The 20,949-nt window shown below is 63.1% G+C and carries 22 protein-coding genes; 12 read left to right on the plus strand and 10 right to left on the minus strand.

Annotation, left to right across the window (positions count from 1 at the left end; translation table 11 throughout):
* The first annotated feature begins 36 nt into the window (after positions 1-36).
* The 8 genes from RIG82_01085 (at position 37) to RIG82_01120 (ending at position 9,788) form a co-directional block, all read left to right on the plus strand.
* Positions 37-1,704, plus strand: a complete 1,668-nt coding sequence (locus RIG82_01085) for a hypothetical protein (protein MEQ9459531.1) — start codon at positions 37-39, stop codon at positions 1,702-1,704.
* Between the two features lie 3 nt (positions 1,705-1,707).
* Positions 1,708-2,619: an AAA family ATPase gene (locus RIG82_01090; GenBank protein ID MEQ9459532.1), complete on the plus strand. Its 912-nt coding sequence runs from the start codon at positions 1,708-1,710 to the stop codon at positions 2,617-2,619.
* Positions 2,595-3,623, plus strand: a complete 1,029-nt coding sequence (locus RIG82_01095; protein MEQ9459533.1) for an AAA family ATPase — start codon at positions 2,595-2,597, stop codon at positions 3,621-3,623. The genes RIG82_01090 and RIG82_01095 overlap by 25 nt, the downstream gene beginning before the upstream one ends.
* Positions 3,624-3,646: 23 nt before the next feature.
* Positions 3,647-4,333, plus strand: a complete 687-nt coding sequence (locus RIG82_01100; GenBank protein MEQ9459534.1) for a hypothetical protein — start codon at positions 3,647-3,649, stop codon at positions 4,331-4,333.
* A gap of 58 nt (positions 4,334-4,391) precedes the next feature.
* Positions 4,392-5,144 (plus strand): hypothetical protein, encoded by a 753-nt coding sequence (locus RIG82_01105; protein MEQ9459535.1) that lies wholly within the window; start codon positions 4,392-4,394, stop codon positions 5,142-5,144.
* A complete protein-coding gene (locus RIG82_01110) occupies positions 5,141-6,424 on the plus strand; it encodes a hypothetical protein (GenBank protein MEQ9459536.1) in 1,284 nt (427 codons plus the stop codon). The genes RIG82_01105 and RIG82_01110 overlap by 4 nt, the downstream gene beginning before the upstream one ends.
* On the plus strand, positions 6,414-7,415 hold the full coding sequence (locus RIG82_01115; protein ID MEQ9459537.1) for a PhoH family protein: 1,002 nt from the start codon (positions 6,414-6,416) through the stop codon (positions 7,413-7,415). Before RIG82_01110 ends, RIG82_01115 begins: the two co-directional genes overlap by 11 nt.
* 84 nt (positions 7,416-7,499) lie before the next feature.
* Positions 7,500-9,788 carry an HDIG domain-containing protein gene (locus RIG82_01120; GenBank protein ID MEQ9459538.1) on the plus strand — a complete coding sequence of 763 codons (2,289 nt, stop codon included), beginning with the start codon at positions 7,500-7,502 and terminating at the stop codon, positions 9,786-9,788.
* A gap of 81 nt (positions 9,789-9,869) precedes the next feature.
* Here RIG82_01120 and rplI read toward each other — a convergent pair whose 3' ends face one another.
* The 5 genes from rplI to RIG82_01145 all read right to left on the minus strand — a co-directional run bounded on the left by rplI (position 9,870) and on the right by RIG82_01145 (position 13,231).
* Positions 9,870-10,415 (minus strand): 50S ribosomal protein L9, encoded by a 546-nt coding sequence (rplI, locus tag RIG82_01125; GenBank protein MEQ9459539.1) that lies wholly within the window; start codon positions 10,413-10,415, stop codon positions 9,870-9,872.
* Positions 10,416-10,523: 108 nt separating this feature from the next.
* The gene (gene ssb, locus RIG82_01130) at positions 10,524-11,012 is read right to left on the minus strand and encodes a single-stranded DNA-binding protein (GenBank protein MEQ9459540.1); all 489 of its coding nucleotides are present in this window, start codon (positions 11,010-11,012) and stop codon (positions 10,524-10,526) included.
* 61 nt (positions 11,013-11,073) lie between these two features.
* A complete protein-coding gene (gene rpsF / locus RIG82_01135) occupies positions 11,074-11,583 on the minus strand; it encodes a 30S ribosomal protein S6 (protein MEQ9459541.1) in 510 nt (169 codons plus the stop codon).
* 151 nt (positions 11,584-11,734) lie between these two features.
* Positions 11,735-12,829 (minus strand): lipoyl synthase, encoded by a 1,095-nt coding sequence (locus tag RIG82_01140; GenBank protein MEQ9459542.1) that lies wholly within the window; start codon positions 12,827-12,829, stop codon positions 11,735-11,737.
* 84 nt (positions 12,830-12,913) lie between these two features.
* The gene (locus RIG82_01145) at positions 12,914-13,231 is read right to left on the minus strand and encodes a hypothetical protein (protein ID MEQ9459543.1); all 318 of its coding nucleotides are present in this window, start codon (positions 13,229-13,231) and stop codon (positions 12,914-12,916) included.
* A gap of 190 nt (positions 13,232-13,421) precedes the next feature.
* Between RIG82_01145 and RIG82_01150 the strand changes: the two genes are divergently transcribed.
* A complete protein-coding gene (locus tag RIG82_01150) occupies positions 13,422-14,087 on the plus strand; it encodes a NeuD/PglB/VioB family sugar acetyltransferase (protein MEQ9459544.1) in 666 nt (221 codons plus the stop codon).
* Here RIG82_01150 and ispF read toward each other — a convergent pair.
* Together ispF and RIG82_01160 are read right to left on the minus strand one after the other, a co-directional pair.
* Entirely contained in the window at positions 14,084-14,572 is a 489-nt protein-coding gene (ispF, locus tag RIG82_01155) for a 2-C-methyl-D-erythritol 2,4-cyclodiphosphate synthase (GenBank protein ID MEQ9459545.1), read from the minus strand. The genes RIG82_01150 and ispF overlap by 4 nt on opposite strands.
* The gene (locus RIG82_01160) at positions 14,569-15,954 is read right to left on the minus strand and encodes a sigma-54 dependent transcriptional regulator (GenBank protein ID MEQ9459546.1); all 1,386 of its coding nucleotides are present in this window, start codon (positions 15,952-15,954) and stop codon (positions 14,569-14,571) included. The genes ispF and RIG82_01160 overlap by 4 nt, the downstream gene beginning before the upstream one ends.
* A 108-nt stretch (positions 15,955-16,062) precedes the next feature.
* Here RIG82_01160 and RIG82_01165 point away from each other — a divergent pair, with 108 nt between their 5' ends.
* Both RIG82_01165 and RIG82_01170 read left to right on the plus strand, forming a co-directional pair.
* Positions 16,063-16,848, plus strand: coding sequence for a menaquinone biosynthesis protein (locus tag RIG82_01165; protein MEQ9459547.1), 786 nt, complete (start codon positions 16,063-16,065; stop codon positions 16,846-16,848).
* 50 nt (positions 16,849-16,898) lie between these two features.
* Positions 16,899-18,362: a hypothetical protein gene (locus RIG82_01170; protein MEQ9459548.1), complete on the plus strand. Its 1,464-nt coding sequence runs from the start codon at positions 16,899-16,901 to the stop codon at positions 18,360-18,362.
* 3 nt (positions 18,363-18,365) lie between these two features.
* On the opposite strand, the gene queD is transcribed toward RIG82_01170, so the two are convergent.
* The 3 genes from queD to folK are packed head-to-tail and all read right to left on the minus strand — an operon-like array spanning position 18,366 to position 20,039.
* Positions 18,366-18,728 carry a 6-carboxytetrahydropterin synthase QueD gene (gene queD, locus RIG82_01175; protein ID MEQ9459549.1) on the minus strand — a complete coding sequence of 121 codons (363 nt, stop codon included), beginning with the start codon at positions 18,726-18,728 and terminating at the stop codon, positions 18,366-18,368.
* A gap of 34 nt (positions 18,729-18,762) precedes the next feature.
* Positions 18,763-19,500 carry a radical SAM protein gene (locus tag RIG82_01180; protein ID MEQ9459550.1) on the minus strand — a complete coding sequence of 246 codons (738 nt, stop codon included), beginning with the start codon at positions 19,498-19,500 and terminating at the stop codon, positions 18,763-18,765.
* A complete protein-coding gene (gene folK / locus RIG82_01185; GenBank protein MEQ9459551.1) occupies positions 19,497-20,039 on the minus strand; it encodes a 2-amino-4-hydroxy-6-hydroxymethyldihydropteridine diphosphokinase in 543 nt (180 codons plus the stop codon). Before folK ends, RIG82_01180 begins: the two co-directional genes overlap by 4 nt.
* A 116-nt stretch (positions 20,040-20,155) precedes the next feature.
* On the opposite strand from folK, the gene RIG82_01190 reads away from it, so the two are divergent.
* Positions 20,156-20,920 carry a phosphoadenylyl-sulfate reductase gene (locus RIG82_01190; GenBank protein ID MEQ9459552.1) on the plus strand — a complete coding sequence of 255 codons (765 nt, stop codon included), beginning with the start codon at positions 20,156-20,158 and terminating at the stop codon, positions 20,918-20,920.
* Positions 20,921-20,949 lie beyond the last annotated feature (29 nt).

Raw genomic sequence — 20,949 nt, forward strand, 5'->3', positions numbered from 1 at the left:
CCGAAGCGCAAGAGACAAAGGGTTGAGGAACAAGCCATGACACAAAGCCAGGAACAACAGACCGCCCTCTTCGAACTCTGGGCGATCCTCCGGCGTTACCGCTGGCGCTTCGTGCTGCCATGCTTCGCCGTCATGGTCGCCGTCCTCCTGGTGAGCCTCTCGCTTCCGCGGAAGTACCGCTCAGAGGCTGTCTTCGAGAAACGCACCGACCTGGTTCTCTCGGAGATGACCAACCGTGGCGCTACCGGAGCCTTCCAGGTCCCCCGCAACTCGGTCACCGAAGAGCTTGCTGGCGAGGTCGCCATCGACCGGCTCATCACTCGCCTCGAACCGGAACTGCGCCAGACAGGGATCATCGAAACCAGCTTTGATCGCCAGCAACTCCGTCTCGACCTTATCCGCAAGGTAACCGTCCGCTGGGACCTGGCCTCAGCACAGCTCGATCGCGTCCGCGTCGCCTATACAGGCTCCAACCCCGCCGTGACACGGATCGTCGTCAACGGACTCGTCGAACAATACCTCGAAGAAACCCGCGCTCAGATGGATAACAGGCTCAATGAGTCTGCCTCCTTCTTCCGTCAGGAACTCGCTCGCTGTCGTCAGAAGATCGAAGAAGTCGAGAACCGGATGCTCCGGTTCGAGATCGATAACGCCATCCTCCTCCCCGAGAACCCGCTCAACGTCCAGAACCAGCTCATCGAAGCCCGGCAGGAACTCGAAGAGCAGCTTGCTAAGCGAGAAGGTCTCGTTGCTCGCCTGGCGACACTCCGCGAAGGCCTGGAAACCGAGCCGCTGCGCGTTGAATCTCTCGTGATGGGCTCCAACCCATTACGGAATGACAACTACACCAAGCTCCGCCAGCTCAACGAGCAACTCGATACCTACCTCAACGTCAACAAGATGCGTGAGCAGCACCCCGATGTCATCGGAATCAAGCAGCAGATCGCCATGGCAGAGGAACGACTCGAAGCGATCGACTCCGAAGTCGTCACCGCACGCAATCTCATACCAAACCCCAAGCGCACCGAGATGGAGCTGTCGCTGGCTCGCTCCGAAGGCGAGTTACAGTCGATCGATGACACCATCGCTTCGGTCCGCGGTTCTCTCGAACATCTAGGCGCTACCTCAGCAGATATGTTCCCCGCTCGCAGCGAGTACCGAAAGCTCGAGCGTGAACTCACCGAGGCTCGTGGCGACTTGCTGTTCTGGGAGTCCAACCTGCGCCGGGTCGATCTCGCACTCGCAGCAGAAAATGGCAACCGCGGCATCCAACTCGCCTTCATCAAGCGCGCCGGGGCTGCCTGGAAACCCGTCTCTCCTGATCTGACTCAGGTCCTGATGGCCTGCGTGCTCCTCGGCGTGATAGCTGGCTCGCTAGGCGTTTTCTTTGCTTACCGCACCGAAGCCACCTACCACGACGGTAACGTCCTCGCCGCCGACCTCGGCCTTCCGCTCATCGGGTCCGTCGGCGAAGTCATCACCCGGGGCCAGCGACGCACGCGACGCTTCCGGCGACTGGTGCTCTACCCGACACAGGCCGTCGTGATGGTTGCCGTTCTCCTCGGCGTCGGTGCCCTGCTCTATCTGGACCTCGAAAAACCTCACGTCTTCGCCCTCCGCGGAACCGAGGCCATCGAAGAACCCCGCGTAACTCAAAAGAACACCGTGACGGCGACGCCGTCCAATCCAAGCGAGGTCGAGTAAGCCATGTACGAAGACTTCTTCCAGTTCAAACAACTACCCTTCGAGAATAACCCCGACCCGAGGTTCTTCTACGACAGCGAGCAGCACCGCGAGGCTCTTGCCGCCATCGAGTACACCATCCGCTTGCGCAAGGGCATCGTCCTGATCACCGGCGAGATCGGCTCGGGTAAGACCACGATCGGTCGCACCATGCTCTCACGCTGTGGCGACCAGACCACCATCGCTCAGATCGTGCACGCCCACGCCGACCGCGCCGACCTGATCGCCCATGTCCTTCGTGCCATTGGCGTCACACCACCCGAAGGCGCAAGCCACGCCCGCCTCCTTGAAACACTCCAAGACGTGCTCATCGAGCACGCCCGTCAGCGTCGCCCGGTTGTTCTGTTCGTCGATGAGGCCCAGAACCTCACCGATCAGTCTCTTGAAGAGCTCCGGCTCATCAGCAACTTCGACACCAACACCATCAAGCTGCTCCAACTTGTCCTCGTCGGCCAACCCGAACTCCGTGATCGCATCGCCAGCCCCAAGCTCTTGGCCCTACGGCAGCGGATCGTCCTGGCCAAGCAGCTCCGAGCTATGAACCGTCGCGATACCGGGGCCTACATCGATCACCGCATCCGCGCGGCCAGCCTGGATCCTGACCAGATTTTCGTTGAGTTCGACGATTCGGCCAAGGATGAGGTCTTCAGCTACGCCCGAGGGACCCCTCGGCTAATCAATGTAGTGTGCGATAACGCGCTACTCATGAGTTACGTTCGAGAAAGTACACGGGTCTCAGCCGATATCGTTAGGGCTGTCATCGACGACATGCTGCCGAGCTTCGGTGAACCGGTTGTGCGGCCGGTAAGCGCCCGGACTGAATGGACAGCACCCAGAGTAGGGACACGATCGTGGGATACATCTTTGACGCTCTAAAAAGGTCCGAGGGCAACGACGACCACGGTCAGCCTGACGCCCGCGAAGGCGTCGAGCGCCCCGCCGTGCCACCGCCTGCTCAGGACACCGCGCCCGCCAACGAACCCCGTGCCACCGGTCCGTTCTCAACCATCTTCGAGGACGCAGACCTCACCGATGGACTCGACGGTAAGACCCAGCAGGCCTACGCCTTCACCGAAACACCTCAGTCACAAACCACCGATCAAGAAACCGAAATCGAAGATGACTTCGCGCCACTGGGCGCGATCGGTGCCGACGACCACCAAGCCGTCACGCGCTTCGACGACCGCGTCGTCGTCGCCACCGAACCCAGCTCAAGGGCCTCCGAAGAGTACCGGCTCATTCGTACCTCCCTCCTGGCTCGTTGGGAGCAGCGAAGAAACCTCGTCCACACCATCACCAGCGCCACGCCCCAGGAAGGCAAGACCATCACCAGCCTGAACCTCGGGCTGAGCCTCGCTGAACTCCACGAGCGACGCACCATCGTGATCGAAGCCGATCTCCGCCTCCCCTCGTTCGAGGACATGCTGCACATCGGTTCCACCACCGGGCTGCTCGCCTATCTCCGCAATCAGGCCACCGCCGAACAGATCATCGAGACCGTCCCTGGCAGCAACCTATCGGTCATCACCGCTGGGGGGCGAGCCGGACGCAATGCCGTAAGCCTTCTCGGCTCGGGACGAATGAAGAGCCTCCTAAGCATGCTCCGCACCCGGTACGACCACATCATTATCGACACCCCGCCAGCACTCGACCTCGCCGACGCAGGCATCCTTGGCGGGTTCTCTGATGAAGTGCTCCTGGTCGCTCGCATGCGTCTCACCCCGCGTCCGCTCATCGAGCAGGCCGTCCGCGTGCTCCGGAGCTACCACACACCCATCGGCGGCGTGATCGCCACCGACCAGGAAGAGGTCACGGCCGCTTACAGCTACGCCTACAGCTACCGTTATCGATACGTCGATCAGCTACGCGAAGCCGCCTGAACACGCACCAGCAGGAACGGATGATGCCGACCCAGGACGACAACACGACCCGGACACAACTCCCGGTACCGGTCCGCCGCGCCGCCCAGAAGCGCCGCGTCCTGATGCTCGCCAACACCCTCCCCGATCCTCAGGGAAAACCAGCGGCACGGCGCGTCAGCGCGCTCATCGACACGCTCGCCGATATCTGCGACCTCCATCTCACCATCCTCGCGACCGGTAAACTCCACCTCCGCGCCTGGCAGCACGCCCAGCAGCGATGTGCCGCCATGACTGTCGAACCCATCGACGCCATGCACCGCCGCGACCTGACACTATCGAGAACCGTGCACCGCTGGCAACAGGAAGGCCACTTCCCCATCGTCCTGAGCTGCAGCGCTAAACTCTGGCCAGCCATCCGCTGGTTCCGCCAGAGTCTGGTCGTCTCGGACCTTGAACCCGAAGCCCAGGCCTGCCTCGATTCCGAGACCGGCGAACCACAGCCCAATGCCGGTGCCCGACGAATCTATAAAGACATCTGCCGGTCCGCCGAACGCTCTGGCATGGCCATTGTGGGCACCCGAGCCCAGACGACACCCCTCCTGACACGGGCCGGTCGCAGCATCATCCTCCCCTCCGAGCACCTTGCCCAGCTCCCCAGCATCCTCGAAGCCTTCGAGCCCGCCGAACACCGCCGGGCCTCGGCCCGACCGCTCGCACGAGCAGCCTGAGCCCCCACTCACGGTCAGACGCTGGCAGTCCACAGAGCACCCGCCTAGCATGAAGGCTATGGCGAACGCCTCAAAACAACACTTGTCAATGCGCCGCTCCGGAGCCCTTGCCGTCGTCATGGTCGGCATCTTCCTCGGCTCCCTGGGCATCGCATCGCTCCTCACCACCAACCGCGAGCATGACTTTGACTCGCTGCCTATCACGACACCACCATCCAGTAATCAGGCAGAACCCTTAGCCGAACCAACCAACACGTCAGGTCAACTCGCCCCCCGGTGGATCGGCCTGGGCGGACTGGATATCCCCACTCCAGCCACATGGAATACGGTCGATAAATCTCTGGACCCCTCCTGGGCTCAGCTCACCGAGCAGAGCGTGATTCTCGCTGATCCCAACCGGCCTACTCGACGCCTGCGCATCGGCTACATCAACACACCAGAAGGCACCAGCGCTGCGGAGGTCTACGACACGCTCCTTGGCGAAGACAAACCTTACTTCGAGCCCATCGAGAGCAACCTCCGACCGTTCCTCACATCCACTCACTCTGGCGGGGTCCTCGCCAAAGAGGTCCAGATCCGCATCCAGTCCGATGACGGCTCCATCGACCGCCTTGCCAACAGCCTCATCGCCATCTGTGTGATGAGCCGCAACAACGACGGCCGCCGCTTCTGGCTGATCTACTTCTCCGACCTGCTCCCCGATGGAGCGCAAGGCCAGAAGCTCGCCCGCGAAGGCTACGCCCTGGTCACGCTCGCTGGCCGCTATGCAAGACCCACCAACGATGCGACGACGGAGATTAGCACCCCGTGATTCACCTCCGCCTGCGTCACTTCGCCACCCTGATCCTCAGTCTGCTCGTGCTCATCACCCCCAGTGTCACAGCCACAACATGGTCCGAACCCATGTTTGGTATCAGCCTCGACCTGCCCGACAACGCTCACTACGTCGAGCAGACTGACGATGGCGCCCTCATCAAAGTCGTAGGCGAAGGCTCCGCAGCCGCCAGTCTCCATCTCGAACAACAGGATCAGGACACCATCCTCCCCGCTATCACCAACCGAGCCCTCGGTCAGATCGGCTTCGGTGCGAGTCAACCCACCATCCTCGAAGAATCCCCGCTGCGCACCACCATCGCTGGCCACCGAGCCCATTGGTGGACCGTCCGCGTCAGCTCGGAGAAACGCGGCGAGTTCTATCTCGCCCAGGCCTTCATCATGCTCACCCCCCGCCGCGTTGCCGTTATCCAATCCGAGGCCGACTGGCCCGACGCTGATCGCGGCCGCGAACTCTTCGACCAACTCGTCAACAGTTTCGCCGTCAGAGATCAGCAGGAACTCGCCCAGGAACACCGCCAGCGTCTCGAACGCGGACGCCAGTGGATCGACGCCGTCGTTCCCGCCATGAACCAGACCATCACCACACCCACCACCTCGTGGTTCCTCATCGAACTCCAGGGCGAAGCCATCGGATACGAACGACACGTCATCAAACCCGCCACCGAACTAGGTATCGAAGGCATTAGCGTCGAGCACCGCAGACGCGTGGACCACAAATCCACGATCCAAGACAGCGTTATCCGAGCCTTCGCCTCCGCCGACACCACCGTCGAAGTGTGGGAATCACGCTCAAGCATCAAACAGATCGACAACACCGCCGCACCCTACTACAGCAAAGCCATCACCGCCGTGCGCACCGGTGAAACGCTCGTCATTACCATCGAAGACCCCGACCGTACCGCCCAGACCCAACACGCCATCCCGCCCATCGCCTACCTCCCCATGGCCCACCAGCTCGCCATGACGACCGGCTGGCAGGACCTGCTCAGCGACCCCGTTGCCTACTACAGCTACTACCTACCCGTCGAATCCATGACCTTCGCCCTCGCCGAAGCTCATCAAGCCAGCAACGGATATCAGGTGATGCTCTACCCAGCCCCGCGCAGAGCCGCGCAGAATCTTCACTTCGACAACGCTGGCCAACTCCTCGAACACACGACACCCGATGGCCGCAGCCTACGCCACGTGCAGGCCTCGGAGATCGAGGCCGCCTTTGCTGGCAACCGCCGCATGGAGGGTGCCGGTGCACGCTGAGATCCAACTCGACAGCCAACCCGATGTTCGACTCGCTATCACGGGACCCGAGGAGCGCAATCTCAAACTCCTCCGCGAAGCCCTAGGCGTCACCATTATCGCGCGATCACACACCATCCGTATCTCCGGCGAACCCGGTCCTGTCCGCCGCGCCGCCGCCACCCTCAAAGAGCTCATCGAACGGGCCCGAACCGACAATCCCATGGACCGCCAGGCCCTGCTCGAACGCATCGCCTGGGCACCACCCACCAGCGACATGTCCGATGAAGCCCCGACCTTCGCCACCGACCACCTCGACGTCTACCTCGGCAGCAAACCCATCCGCGGCATCACCGAAGGCCAGCGAGGCTACCTCCACGCCATGAGCCAGCACGACCTCACCTTCTGCACCGGCCCCGCTGGCACCGGCAAGACCTACCTCGCCGTCGCAGCCGCCGTCGCCATGCTCAAGAAAGGGCTCGTTCGCAAACTCGTCCTCGCCCGACCCGCCGTCGAAGCCGGCGAACGACTCGGCTTTCTACCCGGCACCATGCAGGACAAGGTCAACCCCTACCTCCGCCCCCTCCTCGATGCCCTTCAGGACATGATGGCCTTCGAGCAAGTCCAACGCTTCATCGCCTCGGACCTCATCGAAGTAATCCCCCTCGCCTTCATGCGCGGACGCACCCTCAATCACTCATGGATCATCCTCGATGAAGCCCAGAACACCACCCGCGGTCAGATGATGATGTTCCTCACCCGTCTCGGCCACGGCTCCAAGATGGTCATCACCGGCGACACCTCCCAGATCGATCTCGATGACCCGCGCGACTCCGGCCTCATCGACGCTGTCCGACGGCTCAGACGCACCGATGGCGTCTCCATGGTCACCCTCGGCAAGACCGACATCGTCCGCCACGGTCTCGTCCAGCGGATTATCGACGCCTACGAGCCTCTCCAGCGTCAACACCCCGATCAAAACGGCATAAACGCCGATGATCACCCCCAATAGGCAACTTCTCACACCCCATTGCCCCCCCATCCCAAGGTCCGATAGACTAGGCATGTTCCCCGAAGCACGGAGCCCCTCTGGCCCATGGCCCGTCAGTCCACCGCACGAAGAAGAGAAGTCCGTAAGGCCGTCACGCGCGAGCGCATCGGTTTCGTAGGAGCCATGCGCGACAAACAGGTTACATGGGCCATCATCTTCGCCCTCGGCATGGGCATCTTCTCGGGCCTCATCGCCCTGTCGGCGCGCCAATACGTCGGCGTCTACATCGGAGCACGAACCGCCGAGCCCATCATCTCCCGCGTCGCGTTTCAGGTCCTTAACATCGACGCTACCGAACGCCGACGACTCAACGCAGCCAATGCCGTCCCCAGCGTCTACGCCCCCGACACCGACCTGCTCGAACAACTCCGTGAAGAACTCTCCGTCTTCCCCTCCCTCATCGAACCCGCCCAGCAGGACGCGCCACGCCCCTACAACCTCACCGATGAAGCCCTCGACCGACTGGCCGACTACGCCTCCAGACCCGATGGCCAGCAGCAGTGGGAAAACCTGATCCGTACCTTCCTCAGCCGCCTCTACACCCGAGCAATCGTTAGCGAAGAACGCTTCGCCACCGAACAGAACAACCAGGGCCGGCTGACCATCCTCCACCCCGACCCAGAAGCTTCCTCCATCGCCGAACAGCGTGGCTATTACTACGACCTGCTACCCGTGACCAACACCGAGCAGATCCAAGCAGCCATCCTCAGCGCCGCCCGCGACCTCGACCCCGCACTCCGACGCCCCGTGATGAATCTTGTCATCCAGAGACTCCGCCCCACCTACCTCCACGACGAGATACTCACCGCCGAACGACGCGAAGCCGCCCGAGACTCCGCCTCGCCCCAGATCGATCAGTACGCAGCCCAACAGGTTCTCGTTCCCGCAGGCAAAGAACTTAACGCCGAAAACCTCCACCTCATCCAGAGCGAGCGAGCCCGCTACCGGGAACTTGCGCCGATCTGGGCTGGCTGGCTTGTGACCCTCGGCACCCTCGGCATCACGACCTTCATCGCCACCTGCCTCTGGTTCTACGTCTTCTCCTTCAAAGAACGCGTCCGCCGCAACCCCCTCCGCGGACTCGGACTCGTCTCCCTTATCCTTGTCTGTCAGATCATCCCCGCCCTCGCCGTCTTCCTCAACGCCAACAGCTACGCCATCATCATCGTCACAGCACTGGCCAGCGGGACCTCCGCCATCATCCTCGCCCTTGTTTATGGACAGCGCTTCGCCCTCGCCGCCTCGATCGTTCAGATCGCCCTTATCGGCCTAAGCCTCAAGCTCTCCCTCGCCGAAGCCGCCGCCCTCCTCGCCGCCGCTGGCACCGCCATCGCCCTCCTCCGCGAAGTCCGCCACCGCTCCGCCATTGTCCGCGCCGGTCTCTACGGTGGGGTCGCCATGGCCGCCATGACCGCCCTCGTCGGATTCGCAGAAAACGACCTCGCTCTCCCCGAAGCCCTCAACACCATCGCCGGTCTCACCGTCTGTGGCGGGCTGGGCATCGCCCTCGCTGGCGTCGTCGCCCAGAGCTTCCTCCCCCAGATCGAAAAACTCTTCAGCGTCACCACCGCCATGACGCTCAAAGAACTCAACGACGCCTCCCATCCTCTCCTCCAGCGCCTCGCCCAGGAAGCGCCTGGCACCTACCAGCACTCCCTCCGCATCGCTGACATGGTCGAGTCCGCTGCCGAAGCCATCGGTGCCGACGGCCTGCTCTCCCGCGTCGGCGCGATGTACCACGACATCGGAAAAATCCACAAGCCCCAGTACTTCATCGAGAACCAGGCCAACGGACCCAACCGCCACGACAAACTCTCCCCCGCGATGAGCCTGCTCATCATCGTCGGGCACGTCAAAGACGGCATCGAGATGGCCAAGGAGTATCGACTACCCACCCCCGTCCGCCAGTTCATCGAATCCCACCACGGCACCACCCTCGTCGAATACTTCTTCCACGCCGCCAAGAAGAAATCCGAGATGTCAGGCGAAACAACCTCCGAGTTCGAGTTCCGCTACCCCGGTCCCAAACCCCAAACCCGAGAAGCCGCCATCATGCTCCTCTGCGACGGCATCGAAGGCGCCGCCCGAGCCATGACCGAACCCACCCCCGTCCGACTCGAGCAACTCGTCCACACCATGGCCTCCAAACGTCTCAACGATGGCCAGTTCGACGAGTGCTCCCTCACCCTCCAGGACCTCTCCACCATCGAGAAGTCCATCACCAAAACCCTCCAGGCCATGTACCACGGCCGCATCAAGTACCCCGAGAAAAACGCCACCGACCAGCAGGCCCCTGCCCCACGCCTCGCCACCGGCAAGGTCGAACGGGCTTAAGCGTCACAGCAATCTGAAAAAACAAAAACACCCCGCCATCACGGACGGGGTGCTCTAAGTTCAACTCCAATGGCTTCCGCTTCAGGCCTCAGCCTTCTCCTCTGCCACTTCCTCAGCCTTCTCCCCCGCACCCTGCTCCTGAGCCTCTTCGACCTCTTCGTCGAGGTCCATGGGCCGATCAGAAAGCACCTGCAGCGTCACCTCGGTCTTGAGGTCCTTGTTGAGCCAGATCGGGATGTGGTACGTGTCGATCCGCTTGATCTGCGTGCCAATCCGCACGTGCCGATCCTCGACAGCGTGGCCCGCATCCCGCAACGCCTGGGCGATCTCGTGCTGCGACACGCCGCCAAACAACACACCCTGATCATTCGCCGCACGCTCGATGCTGATCTCAAACTCGTTGAGCTTCTCGATCAGAGCTTCCTGCTCGCCACGGACACGCTCCTGCTCGGCCTGCGCCTGAGCACGCTTCTCCGCCAACGCGGCGATCTTCTCATCCGTAGGCGGCTCCGCATAACCGCGCGGCAGCAGGAAGTTCCGGGCAAAGCCCGCCTTCACCTTCACCACATCACCCACCAGACCAAGATTGTCCACACTCTCCAACAGCAGCAGTTGCACCTGCTTCATGGTGTCCTCCGTCCGCCGACAGGCGGTCGTTAGAGTTAGGCGTCGGTCATCAAACCATCGACCGGTACACCAGCACGCCGGGCCACATCAGCCCGAACACAAAAATCATCAAAACGGGATATCGTCCTCAGGGATCGGCTCGTGCCCACGCCCGTCGGGGTCATACGTCGATCCACCCCGCGACGAACTCGCTGGCTGGCTCGAACGACGACCCTCATAGCCACCGCCGCCTCCCCCGCCGCCCTGGCCACCACCCTGACCATCACGAGGACCAACAAACTCGAAGCTGTCGATCACGACCTTCACCTTCGATCGCTTGTTGCCTTCTTTATCTTCCCACGACTCCCACCGCAGCTTGCCCTCGATGAGAATCGGGCGACCCTTGCCGAAGAACTTGCTGATGTTCTCCGCCGTCCGGCCAAACGCCGTGCAGTCGATGAAGTTCGCCCGCTCTTTCCACTCCCCCGTGCTCCCCTCACGATACCGCTCGTTCACGGCCAGGCCGATATCAACAACCGGCGTATTGCTCGGCAGCATCCGCATCTCAGGGTCCCTGGTCAGGTTCCCCATCAGCACCACACGGTTAAAGCTGGCCATCATCGACCTCCTGTCATCAGCGCATCAGGAACATGCCCAAAAGGCATGACTCAGTTGCAGATTAGCTCTGCTCTTTAGTGTCTGTCGCGGGCACTTCTTCGGCAGACACTTCGACGGCAGGCGCTTCATCGGATGACACCGGCTTGGCCTGAACCGCCAACGCCTCAGCGGGCGACCGCGGGCCATCTTCATGACGATCACGCAACTTAGCCTCGGTCTCCGTCGCCCCCTCGGCTTCCTGCTTGGCGAGTTCGATCTCCGTCTCGCCCATGTAATCAGCCTTGAGCACCATCTGACGGATCACTAGCTCCGACAGCTTGCAGTCACGCTCAAAGCCAATCAGCTTGCTCGGGTGAGCACGGAACAACGCCAGGAAAAACGTCCCACGCTTCTGACCGTTAATCGTGTAAGCCAGACGACGCTCGTCCCACTTGCGCAGAACAATCACGTCCGCCTCGGCCCGGTCCAGCAGACCCTTAAGGTGATCCACCACCCCGCCAAAATCACTGGCGACAGCCCCCTGATCCGCGAGAATCAACGCTTCGTATAAAACCTGCGACGCATCCGACATCATTCGGCTCCTGAGTTAAGCGCGGTCCGGTCACCCCGGCGGAGTCGCTCCGGGGCTGGGTCCAAAAGCCGGACCACGCGGCGAACCGAGAAATGTACCCGAACACCCCTGACCCGGCAACGTCCCACACACCCAACAGCCCTACCAAGCCTCAACCCAACTGCAACGCCTGCTCCTCAGCATGGTAGCTCGATCGCACCAGCGGCCCGCTCTCGACGTGCCGCAACCCCGCCTCTTTCCCAAAACGGGCAAAATCGGCAAACTGCTCCGGCGTCACCCACCGCGAGATCGGCAGATGCCCCCTCGTCGGCTGCAAATACTGCCCGATCGTCAGCACATCACACGTCTCATGCACCCCCGGATAGGTCGCCGCCGGAAAAGACGCCTCACCAGCCCTCGGCTGAGCCGAAATCGCCGCCACAGGCCCCAAACGCCACTCATCTCCAGAAGCCAGTTCCCGCCACGGATCAGGAATCGCCATCGGGTCACGATCCGTTCCCTCAGTCGACCCCGACACTCCCGGCACCCGAACCGCATCAACCAAATCCTCGATGAGCTGATGAACCTCCACATCCTCCTCGCCAATCCCCACCATGATCCCCGTCTTGACCGTCAGACCCTGCTCCTTACCCCGCCTCAGCAACTCCAGGGACCTCCGATACTTCGCCTGCGGACGCACCGCCGGGTACAGCCGAGGCACCGTCTCCAGATTGTGATTCAAGATCTCCGGACGCTCATCCAGCACCAGCTGCAACGCGTCCCAATCCCCTTCAAAATCCGGGATCAGCACCTCCACCTGCGTCCCCGGCGACCGCCTCCGGATCTCCCGAATCGTCTCCGCCCAGATCGCCGCCCCGCCATCGGGCAACTCATCACGATTCACCGACGTCACCACGATGTGACGCAGCTTCAGAATCTCCGCCACCTCCCCCACCCGTCGGGGCTCATCGACGTCGTACTCAGGCGGCTTGCCCGTCTTGATGTGACAAAAGCCGCACGACCGCGTGCACACATCCCCCAGAATCATCAGCGTCGCCGTCCCCCGCGACCAGCACTCCCCAAGATTCGGGCACTTCGCCGACGAACACACCGTATGCAACCCGTGCTCCTCGACCAGTGCCCGCACCCGCTGAAAACCCGGCCCCCCGGGCAAACGAGCCCGCAGCCAGTCCGGCTTCTTCCGCCGCACATAGTCATCCGGAGAAGGGGCCTGGCTCAGGATCCGGTCAGAAAGATTCATACCCATGCCCATAGTGTAGAGAGCAAGGCCCGGCGTCATCACGCCGAGCCTTGAAGAAAATCAGTGATTAATGAAAAACAGACCCGCCGATCAGGCTGGTGTCACCTCGACAAAGCGCTCGACCGAAGCCAGATCACGCAGCACATCCACCGTCGCCAGAACCTTGCCGTGCTCGCCCGGCAGAGCCCGAACCTGCTGCTTCTTAGGAATGCGGATGATCCACGTCCGACCACCGCGGGCGTGCGGCTGGTTGTGCCGATCACGGGCCCGACGCTGACGCTTGGTGTGCTCCGCGATCTCCGGATCCTTGCTCAGGACACGGATCAGCGTCTTGCGAGCAGCATCATTCGTGGGCTGCTTGGTGATCTTGACCAGCACCTGTGTGCCGGGAGCGATGGTATTAGCCATGGTGATAAACCCTATCTTGGTGCGCTGGAGCGAGCTATGTATCATGACGCTCCATAGGCCCGCCGTCAAGGCTGCCCGGAAGAGCCCGAAAACGCGTCTTCCCGCCCATTGCCGACGAATCTCTTATCTGCCATACCCCGCTTACCGATAACTTAAGCTGGTTTCACAGGGGAAGAAGCCTAGGTAAACCATGGTCGGACTCATCCCTCTCAACATCGCGATCTACGGTGCCGGTGGCCATGGCGGGGTCGTCGCCGAAGCCGCGCAACTCCGCTGGCCACAGGCCGACATCGTCTACGTCGATGACAAAAAACAAGGTGTCGCCAGCGACGACCGCCCCATCCTCCCCTTCGACGGCCTTCCTGATAACTGCGCCATCGCTCTGGGTATCGGCCGCAACTGCAGCCGCGTAGCCGCCACCGAACGTGTCCTCCAACTCGGACACAACCTCCTCGTCGTCGCCCACCCCGAGGCCTCCATCAGCCCCACATCCAGCTTCGGCCCCGCCACCTACATCGGCCCAAGAGCCATCATCCACAGCCAGTCTGAAATCGGCACCGCTGTCATCATCAACTCCGGAGCCATCGTCGAGCACGACTGCACCATCGGCGATTTTGCCCACATCGGCCCCGGAGCCATCCTCGCTGGCGGAGTCCGCGTCGGCCCCAGGTCCCTCATCGGCATCGGTGCCCGAGTCCTCCCCGGCATCACCATCGGCACCGAGTCCGCCATCGGTGCCGGGGCCATCGTCACCTCCGATGTGCCCGATGGCGTCACCGTCGCCGGCATCCCCGCCAGGATCATCAAAGACGCCAGCGACCGCCCCACCACCGGCCTCATCGATCCGTCTTACTAAGCTTCGCTGGCGACCAACAACACCACCACATGACAGGCGATCGCCCGGTTCTCACCGACCGCATCAACCTCCTCGTGCGTCTTGCCCTTGAGATTCACATTCCCCAAGTCCGCTCCCAGCAGCCCTGCCAGATTCGCCCGGACTCCCGCCTTATGCGGAGACAGCTTCGGCCGCTGCAGCACCACCGTCACATCCAGATTCCCCACCCGGTACCCCGCCTCACGCATCCGCCGCGCCGCCTCCTCGACAAACACCCGCGAGTCCGCCCCCTTCCACGCCGCGTCCGTATCCGGGAACAACTGCCCAATATCCTCCTGCCCCAACGCCCCCAGCACCGCATCCGTCACCGCGTGATACACCACATCCCCATCCGAGTGCGCCGCACACCCCCGATCATGCTCAAGCCGCACACCCCCCACCACCAGTGGGAGCCCCGCTTCCAGCCGATGCAGATCAAAACCGTGACCGATGCGTGGATGCTTCACTTCAGCCCATACTCCTTCAACTTCCGATACAGCGTGCGCTCGCCGATCCCCAGCGCCTTCGCCGCCTGCTCGCGGTTCCCGCCCGTGACGCGTAGTGCCTCGCGGATCGCCCGCTTCTCGATCTGATCCAGGCTCATCCCGCTCGGGTCGATCGCCACCCCGCCCTCCTCACCCGCGCCCGCCGGCCGGATCTCACTCGGCAGATGCCGCGGCTCGATCCGATCGCCTTCCGTGATCACCAGCAGGTTCTGCACCACGTTAATTAGCTGCCGCACGTTGCCCGGCCAGCCGTACTGCGACAATGCCAGCATCACGTCCTCCGCCACTTCAGGCGTCTTGCGCTCGTACTCCTTGGAGAACCGCTCGACAAAATGCCGCACCAGCACCGGAACATCCTCCCGCCGCTCGCGCAGCGCCGGCAGCGTCACGTCCGCCCCCTTGATCCGGAAATACAGGTCCTCGCGGAACTCCCCCTTCTTGACCAGCTCCGCCAGGTCCCGGTTCGTCGCGGATACCAGCCGCACGTCAACATGCTTGGTCTCGTTCGACCCCAACCGAACCACCTCGCCCGATTCAAGCACCCGCAGCAGCTTCGCCTGCATCGCCAGCGGCATGTCCCCCACCTCGTCAAGGAATAGCGTCCCGCCATCGGCGTACTCAAACCGCCCCTGCCGCTCCTTATCCGCGCCCGTGAACGCGCCGCGAACGTGACCGAATAGCTCATCCTCAAGAATCGACTCGCTTAGCCCCGCGCAGTTCAGCGGGACAAACGTCTTACGCGCCCGCTTCGAGTTGTTGTGCACCGCCTGCGCCACCAGCTCCTTGCCCGTACCCGACTCGCCGAGAATCAGCACTGGGATCGTCGTCGGGGCCACCTGCCGGAGCCTCGTGATCACCTGACGGATCCCCGCGGACGACCCGACGATCCCCTCAAACCCGAACTTCTCGTCCAATCGCTGGTGCAGGTCTGTGTTCTGTGCTCGTAAGAAGACCGTCCGCAGCGCATTGGTACACAGCGTCCGGAAGACATCGAGGTCTAGCGGCTTTTCAATAAAATCAAACGCCCCGCCCCGGATCGCTCCCTTGGCGGTCGGCACGTCGCCATGCGCCGTCACCATGATGGTTTCGGCCTGCGGCTGACTCATCCGCGCGACCTCCAGCACCTTCATGCCGTCGTCGTCACGATCCATGACCAGGTCCGTGACGATTAGGTCAAACTGCCCGTGCTTCAGCTCGTCTTCCGCCGTCGCCCGGTCGTGCACCAGCGTGCAGACGTGCCCCATCCGCCGGAGCGCCTCGGCCATCACCTCAGCGTGGTCTTCCTCGTCATCCACCAGCAGGACCTGCGCCGTCGGCATCTCATTCGAATCTGTCTCAACCATCCCCGCATCTTACGAATCTAAGCCCATCGCCGCCGCGAACCCCATCAAGACGAGCGCGGCACGCCAGCAGCACCTCACCGGGTCTCCCAACCTAGTATTCAGCTAGCTATGCCCCATCCCACCCTCCACGTCGGCTGCGTCAGCTACCTCAACTCGGTCCCGCTCATCGCCGGTCTCGAGCGGCGTGACCCCGACACCCGTCTGCATCTCGATGTGCCTTCGGCCCTGCTCGCCGGGCTGGAGTCCGGCCGGTTCGACATCGCGCTGTGCCCGGTCGTTGATCTCTTCCGCTCCGACGCTGACCTGGTCCCGATCCCCGTGGGCGGAATCGCTTGCCACGGACCGACCCACACGGTCAAGCTCTTCGCCCGCAAGCCGCTGAAGGAATGCTCAGTTGTCGCCGCTGACACCGACTCCCACACCTCGGTCAACCTCCTGCGCGTCCTCTGGCCCGATCACTCCCCGCACCCGCTCAAACTCATCCCGGCTGATTTCCGCAACACCAACCTTGCTCAGCTGGAGGCAGACGCCGCACTCCTGATCGGCGACAAGGTCATCACCGCCCCGCCACCAGCGGACCTCTATCCGCACACCCTCGACCTAGGCGACGCCTGGCTCCGAAAGACCGGCCTGCCTTTCGTGTTCGCCATCTGGATGGCTCGACGGACCACTGACCTCCATGACCTACCCCAGACCCTCGCGTCGCTGCTCGATGCGAACCTTGCCGACATCGAGCCGCTGGCGACTCGGGCCGCGAGGGATAAAGGTTGGCAGCCTGACCTGGCGCTCCGCTATATGACCGAGGTCCTGCATTACCGGATTACTGCGGAAGACCTGACGGCGATTGAGCGGTTCCGCGATGAGTTGATTACGATCGATCGCGTAGCGGTTTGAGACGATGGCGGGGCGTTCACCTGTTCTAATAGGGCACGATGCCGCGCCGCTTGAATCAGACCTTTCGCTGCTCGCCGTTGCAGGACCTGCTGGGTCAGTTGGTGCGTGCGCCGGCCCCGCGGCGGCTGGTGCAGGTGCAGCGGCTGGAAGGCCTGCACGATTCGATCGAATCGGAGCGGGCGTACCCGCTGGATTTTCTGGTGTTCCAGATCACGGGTTACCGGCGGGAGGATGACAACCCGACGCTGCTGCTGGGCGATGCGATCCTGCCGGACCTGCGACTGATGATTGATGCGCTGTCGCGGATCACGCCGGTGCCGGGTTCGGATGAGCTGGTGCTGCGGCCCAAGGAGCTGGCGACGCGGTGGAGGGTGAGCCTGAAAACGCTGGATCGCTACCGGCGGCTGGGCCTGCGGTGGCGCTGGCAGGTGGCGCGTGAGGGGCAGGCGCTGACGGTGTACCCCCTGACGGCGGTCGAGCGTTTTGAGCAGGATCACGGGCATCGGCTCGATCTCGCGGGGACGCACGGGCGATGGGCGGAGGCGGATTTGGCCGAGGCGGTCGTGCGCGCGCTTAAAATTCGGAGTCGCGCGCGGGTGAGCGCGAACAGGCTAGCTCGTTTTGTGGCGGGCAAGATGGGTCGGCCGGCGGAGACGCTGCGGCGGCGGCTGGTGCGGGAGCTGGTGGAGACGCTACCTCCTCCGAGGCAGGATGCTGCCAGCAAGGCCAAGCGTGTCAAAGGGGTTGGGAAGCTGGATGCTCGGGGTCGGCGGCTGATGGCGCGGGCACATCGGATGGGGGTGAGTCCGGCGGTGCTGGCGGAGCGGTTCGGGCGGAGCCGGTCGTCGGTGTATCGGGTGGTGCAGGCGGAGCGGGTGCGGGAGGCGAAGGGGGTGTTGATTAAGCGATCGGAGGGGGCGCGGGCGTTTGATGGGGAGGTGGCGGTGCCGAAAGCTGTTTATGGCTCAGCCGTTAGGGCGTCGGCGGGAATGGTGGCGTGGCCGGATGGTCTGCAGCGGGTGTTTACGAGGGCCCCGCTGACGCGGGTGAGTGAGCAGGCGCTGATCGGTTATCTGCATCGGCTGCTGGCGACGGCGGCGGGGTTGCGGGATGAACTGGACCCGGCGCGGCCGAGAACCGGAGAGCTGGATCGGCTGGAGCGCATGCTTCGACAGGCTGACGAGTTGCGGGTGCTGGTCCTGCGGGCTCAGCCGGGGCGGCTGATGACGCTGGCGTCGCAGCACCTGGCGGTGAGTGATGACGCGGGTCCGCTTGGGTTGCTGGACCTGCTGGACCTGGGCCTGACGGACCTGTCTGAAGCATTTGATGCTTATGACCCGTTCCACCCGACGGCGGTCAACCCGGCCCCGTTCGAGCGCTACCTGCGTTTGCGACTCCAGCGGCACTTTGCGGTGATGGAGCCTGAGGCTGGTAAAGCGCGGCGGAAGTCGGCGTTAGAGGAGCAGCTTGCGGTGCTGGTGGAGCACTGCAAGTCTTTGAATCTGATGGATTAAGGGTCAGGAGCCGGCGTACTCGGCGGAGCTGGTGCAGGTCTCACGGACACGGACGCGATCGAGTTCGGGCAGGTCATCCTTGAGCCGGTCGTAGACCCATTTGGCGAGCATCTCGGCGGTGGGGTTGTCGAGGCCTTCGATTTCGTTGAGGACGCGGTGATCAAGGGCCGTTTTGATGGGTTCGAGGAGGGCTTTGACCTCGCCGAAGTCCCGGAGGTAGCCGAGTTTGGGGTCGACTTGACCGGAGAGCAGGACATCGACCTTAAAGGAGTGGCCGTGCATTCGGCGGCACTTGTGGCCTACGGGGAAGGTTGGCAGCCAGTGTGCGGACTCGAAGTCGATGGTTTTGGTGAGGGTGATGTGCATGGCGCAAAGACCTTATCAGATGGCATTTACAGAGTCAGACCCCGCGGGCCATCGGGTCCCAGATCTGTTTGTGCATCTGCATCTGCATGCGGACGGGGAGGTGGTCTTCGAGGATCCAGGCGGCGAGGTGGTCGGGGTTGAGCCCGGGGCAGCCGACGATTTCGAGGCCGGGTTTCATGGGGGCGACGGGGCTCATAAGGATGGCTGCGACCCGGGTGGCGAGGTGGTGCTCGGCGATGGCGGCGCGGGCCCATTCGTAGTCTTCGCGCGAGGTGAGGACGAACTTGATCTCGTCTTGGGATGTGAGTAAATCGAGGTTTGACCAGAGGTTGCGGTCGGCTTCACCGGAGCCGGGGGTTTTGAGGTCCATGATTTTGATGACGCGGGGGTCGACATTCTGGAGGGAGCAGGCGCCGGAGGTTTCGAGGAGGACGGTCTTGCCGAGGTCGGCGAGTCGGGTCATGAGCGGATTGCAGCCGGGCTGGAGGAGGGGTTCCCCACCCGTGAGCTCGACGAGGTTGTAAGAGCTGCCTGATACTTGATTTGCGCGGTCGAGGACCTGGTCGAAGGTCATTTTTCCGCCTTCGTGGAAGGCGTATTCGGTGTCGCAGTAGGTGCAACGGAGGTGGCAGCCCATGAGGCGGATGAAGAGGCAGGGGAGGCCAGCGCGGGTGGACTCGCCCTGGATGGACCAGAAAATCTCATTGACGACCACCCGCCCCACCCCCCCTGCCTTGGCCGCGGGTGCCGCTGGTGGGTTGCTGGCGGTCACGGCCGCTTCTCCGTAAGCGCTTGCTGGTGCTCGTCTTGGGGGAAGATAGCGATGATGCCTTCGTTGCCGACGGCGGCGTGGAGGTCGGCGATGGAGCGTTTGAGGATAGGGTGGATGAGGTCGGGGGCGAGTTCAGCGAGGGGGGCGAGGACGAAGGGTCGCTCGTGGAGGCGTGGGTGGGGGAGGGTGAGGTCGGGGTCGTGGTGGATGAGGTCGTTGTAGAGCAGGAGGTCGATATCGAGGGTCCTGGGGCCCCATTTTTCGGCCTCGTTTGGGGGCAAAAGCGGCCGTCCGTTGGTCTCCTGCGTCAACCAAACGTGACGGATGAGGCCTGAAATGCGGAGCTCTGTGCGCACGTGCAGGGCCTGATTGAGATAGGGGCCCTGGCCGGGGGGGCCGACTGGAGAGGTCTCGAAGACGCGGCTGGTGCGCACGAGGGCGGTCATCGGCCAGCGGCCGATGGCGGCGCGGGCTGCGGCGAGGTGGGCGGAGCGGTCGCCGAGGTTGGAGCCGAGGGCGATGTAGAGGTCGGCGGTCACGAGGGGGTTGGTCCTGCTTTCGGTGTGACGGCTGGTGTGATCTGGAATGTTACGCCTTGTGATGCCGTTGGCCTATTATGTCCCCGGCGCGTTCCGTCCTGACCTGAGTTGATGAGATGATAGAGAGCAGCACGTTGGATCCTGAGACTGGCCGTGAACTTGATCTGGATGTCGCGAACGCGGGTCTGGAGGGCAAGTCGGCGGAGGCGATCGTACGTTGGGCGGGTGAGCGGTTCGGGGTGGGGCTGGTGCTGAGTTCGAGTTTCGGGGCGCAGTCGGCGGTGATGCTGCATCTGGTGACGCGGGTGCTGCCGGAGATCCCGGTGGTGTGGGTGGATACGGGGTATCTGTTTCCGGAGACGTACCGTTTTGCGGCGGAGCTGACGGAGCGCTTGGGGCTGAATCTGAAGGTGTTTAGCCCGGCGATGACGCCTGCGCGGTATGAGGCGGTGCATGGGAAGACGTGGGAGGAGGGGGTTGAGGGGCTGGACGCTTACCACGAGGTGTTCAAGGTGGAGCCGATGCGGCGGGCGCTTCGGGAGCTTGGGGCGACGGCGTGGTTCGCGGGGTTGCGGGCGAAGCAGTCGGACACGCGGGCGTCGCTGAGGGCGCTGGGTGCGCAGGACGGGGTGGTGAAGGTTCACCCGATTCTGTCGTGGACGACCAAGCAGGTGCATGACTACCTGACGGATCACGATCTGCCTTATCACCCGTTGGTCGAGCAGGGTTACGCGTCGATCGGTGATGTGCACTCGACGCGGCCGATCACGGCGGGAGAGGATGAGCGGGCGGGTCGGTTCGGGGGGTTGAAGCAGGAGTGCGGGATTCACCTGCCGACGACGCGGGAGGAATCGGAGTCGCGGGACGCGTCGGGGTTGTAGTTTTGATCGGGGGATGAAATGACTGATCG

Source organism: Phycisphaeraceae bacterium (assembly GCA_040222855.1).
Lineage (GTDB): Bacteria > Planctomycetota > Phycisphaerae > Phycisphaerales > Phycisphaeraceae > Mucisphaera.